Source organism: Hyphomicrobium sp. (assembly GCF_020852195.1).
Taxonomy (GTDB): Bacteria; Pseudomonadota; Alphaproteobacteria; order Rhizobiales; family Hyphomicrobiaceae; genus Hyphomicrobium_C.
Window position 1 is genome coordinate 1 of the sequence record NZ_JADZBI010000035.1, and the last position, 3,191, is coordinate 3,191.

The 3,191-nt window shown below is 67.7% G+C and carries 3 protein-coding genes; all 3 read right to left on the reverse strand.

Annotation, left to right across the window (positions count from 1 at the left end):
- Positions 1–321: NADH-quinone oxidoreductase subunit NuoI (nuoI, locus tag IT540_RS03115; RefSeq protein ID WP_291173143.1), on the reverse strand; the 321-nt coding region annotated here is incomplete at its 3' end.
- A gap of 11 nt (positions 322–332) precedes the next feature.
- Positions 333–1,379, reverse strand: a complete 1,047-nt coding sequence (gene nuoH / locus IT540_RS03120; protein WP_291173148.1) for an NADH-quinone oxidoreductase subunit NuoH — start codon at positions 1,377–1,379, stop codon at positions 333–335.
- 36 nt (positions 1,380–1,415) lie between these two features.
- Positions 1,416–3,191, reverse strand: a 1,776-nt coding sequence (gene nuoG, locus IT540_RS03125) for an NADH-quinone oxidoreductase subunit NuoG (protein ID WP_291173146.1), incomplete at its 5' end; no start/stop codon positions are given.

The window sequence follows — 3,191 nt, forward strand, 5'->3', positions numbered from 1 at the left end:
GAGGCCGCAGTAGATGCATTTCACCATGTCGATGTCGTAGCGGGTGGTGCGGCGCGTGCCGTCGTTGCGGCGCGGGCCGGCTTCGATGGTGATGGCCTGCGCCGGGCAGATCGCCTCGCAGAGCTTGCAGGCGATGCAGCGCTCCTCACCGTTCGGATAGCGACGCAACGCGTGCTCGCCGCGGAAGCGCGGCGAGAGCGGGCCTTTCTCGAACGGATAGTTTAGCGTCTTCTTGGGCGTGAAGAAGTAGCGCATGGCGAGGAAGAACGCCGAGACGAACTCCAAGAGGAACAGCGATTTCAGCCCTTGGGCCGCCCGCATCGTTTGCACTCCTATGCCGATCTCAGGATCTGCAGCACGCCGGCGACGGCTACGACCATCACCAGCGAGAGCGGCAGAAACACCTTCCAGCCCAGCCGCATGAGCTGGTCGTAGCGATAGCGCGGCACCATGGCCTTGGCCATCGCGAACAGGAAGAACATGAACACAACCTTGGCCACGAACCAGAAGATCCCGGGAACGGCGTTCAAGGGCCAGATATCGAGCGGCGGCAGCCAGCCACCGAGGAACAGGATGCTCGCCATCGCGCACATGGTGACGATGGCGACGTACTCGCCGAGCATGAACAAGAGATAGGGCGTCGAGGAATACTCGACCATGAAGCCGGCGACGAGCTCGCTTTCGGCCTCGACGAGGTCGAACGGCGGGCGGTTGGTCTCGGCCAGCGCCGAGATGAAGAACATGACGAACATGGGGAGCAGCGGCACCCAATGCCAGTCGAGCGCCGAAGCCGGGAGGCCGAGCCAGGCGCCGACACCTGAGGTTTGCGCCGTGACGATCGTGCCGAGGTTGAGGGAGCCCACGAGCAGCAGCACCGCGATGATGACGAAGCCGAGCGAGACCTCGTAGGAGATCATCTGCGCGGCCGAGCGCAGCGAGCCCATGAAGGGATACTTCGAGTTCGAGGCCCAGCCGCCCATGATGATGCCGTAGACGCCAAGGGAGGAGATGGCGAGCAGGTAGAGGATGCCGACGTTGAGGTCGGCGATCACCCAGGTGCCCCAGCCGTCCTTGCTCATGGGGATCACGGCCCAGGCGGCGAGCGCGCAGGTGGCGGTGGCGAGCGGCGCCAGAAGGAATACGCCCTTGTCGGCGCCGGCCGGAATGAGCGGCTCCTTGAAGACGAACTTCAGGAGATCGGCGAAGGACTGGAAGAGGCCGAAGGGGCCGACCACGTTCGGGCCGCGGCGGAGCTGCACGGCCGCCCACACCTTGCGATCCATGAGCAATAGGAAGGCGACGCAGAGCAGGAGGCCCACGAGCACCAGCAGCGACAGCCCGACGGCCACGGCGAGCCAGAGGCCGTAGTCCCAGAGCATCGTGATGGTCTCGCTCGACATCGGGGGCTTCTGCTCCTATTCGGCCGCGGCCAGACCGGCCTGCTGCTTGCCGGCGGCCTTCTTGAGCGCGCTCATCTCGGCCATGACGGCGGAGGCGCGCGCGATGGGATTGGTCAGGTAGAAGTCGCGCACGGCGCTCCGGAACGGCTCGTCCTTGACCGCGCCCTTGCCACCCGCCAGCACGGCAATGACATCGGCGGGCGCCGGGCTCACGCGATCGAGCGCGGCGAGTTGCGGGGCGTGCTGGTACATGCCGGCGCGCAGCACGTTGATCGAGTCGTAAGGCAGCGTGTGGCCGACCAGCGGAGAGAGTGCACGGATGATGGTCCAGTCCTCGCGGGCCTCGCCGGGCGGAAAGGCGGCGCGCGCCGTCATCTGGGCGCGGCCCTCGGTGTTGACGTAGGTAGCGCTCTTCTCCGCGTAGGCGGCGCCGGGGAAGATCACGTCGGCGCGGTGCGCGCCGGCATCGCCGTGGCTGCCCTGGTAGACAACGAACGCCTTGCCGAGGCGCGACATGTCGATGTCGTCGGCGCCGAGCAGATAGAGAACGTCGAGCTCGCCCTTGCCGGCTGCGGCCAGGAAGCTTTCGACGTCGGTGGATGCCGGATTCTCGGGCACGAAGCCGAGGTCGAGCCCGGCGACGCGGGACGCTGCGGCGTGCAGCACGTTGAAGGCATTCCAGGCCGGGTCCTTCCCGGCTGCCGCCGCGGTGGCGATGCGAGCCGCGGCGGCGAGCACGGCGCGGCCGTCGGCGCGGGCGATGGCCGCGGAGCCCACGATGACCAGCGGTGCTTTCGCCTCCTTCAGCGTTGCCGCGAAGGGGTGCTTGCCGTCCGCGACCTCGCGCAGCGTCTGGCCGCCGGCGCCGAGATAAGCATAGGGATAGGCGAGATCGGCCTGCTCGCCGATGACGCCGATGGTCAGCCCGCCCTGGCGCCAGCGCTTCCTGATGCGCGCGTTCAAGACGGCGGCCTCGAGACGCGGGTTGGTGCCGATCAGAAGGATAGCATCGGCCTGCTCAATGCCCGGAATGGTGGCGTTGAAGACGTAGCTCGCACGGCCGAGCGCGGGATCGAGCTTGGCGCCGTCCTCGCGGCAGTCGACGTTCGTCGCGCCGAGGCGGTGGAACAGGTCCTTGAGGGCGAACATCTCCTCGGCACCCGCGAGCGGCCCCGCGACGGCGGCGATGCGCTCGGGATTGGCGGCCTTGAGCTTCTCCGCCACGGCGGCCAGCGCCTCGGGCCATGTCGTAGGCTCGAGGCGGCCGTTCTTGCGGATGTACGGTTGGTCGAGCCGCTGCGTCCGCAGGCCGTCGGCGACGTGGCGCGTCTTGTCGGAGATCCACTCCTCGTTCACAGCGTCGTTGTTGCGCGGCAGGATGCGCATGACCTCGCGGCCTCGGCAGTCGATGCGGATCGCCGAGCCGACCGCGTCCATCACGTCGATCGACTGCGTCTTCTGCAACTCCCACGGCCGCGCCGCGAAGGCGTAAGGCTTCGACGTCAGCGCGCCGACCGGGCAGAGGTCAGTCACGTTGGCGCTCATCTCGGAGAGGATGCCGCGCTCGAGGTAGGTGGTGATCTCCATGTCCTCGCCGCGGCCGATGGCGCCCAGCTCCTCGACGCCGGCGATCTCGGTCATGAACCGCACGCAGCGGGTGCAGTGAATGCAGCGGTTCATGGCCGTCTTGATCAGCGGGCCAAGGTATTTCTCCTCGACGGCGCGCTTGTTCTCGGCGAAGCGCGAGCCCCCCGAGCCGTAGGCGATGGCCTGGTCCTGCAGGTCGCACTC

What these genes read in the sequence shown, in the direction of transcription:
- nuoH (WP_291173148.1), bottom strand. Translation starts at nt 1,379, where the DNA reads ATGCTCTGGGACTACGGCCTCTGGCTCGCCGTGGCCGTCGGGCTGTCG.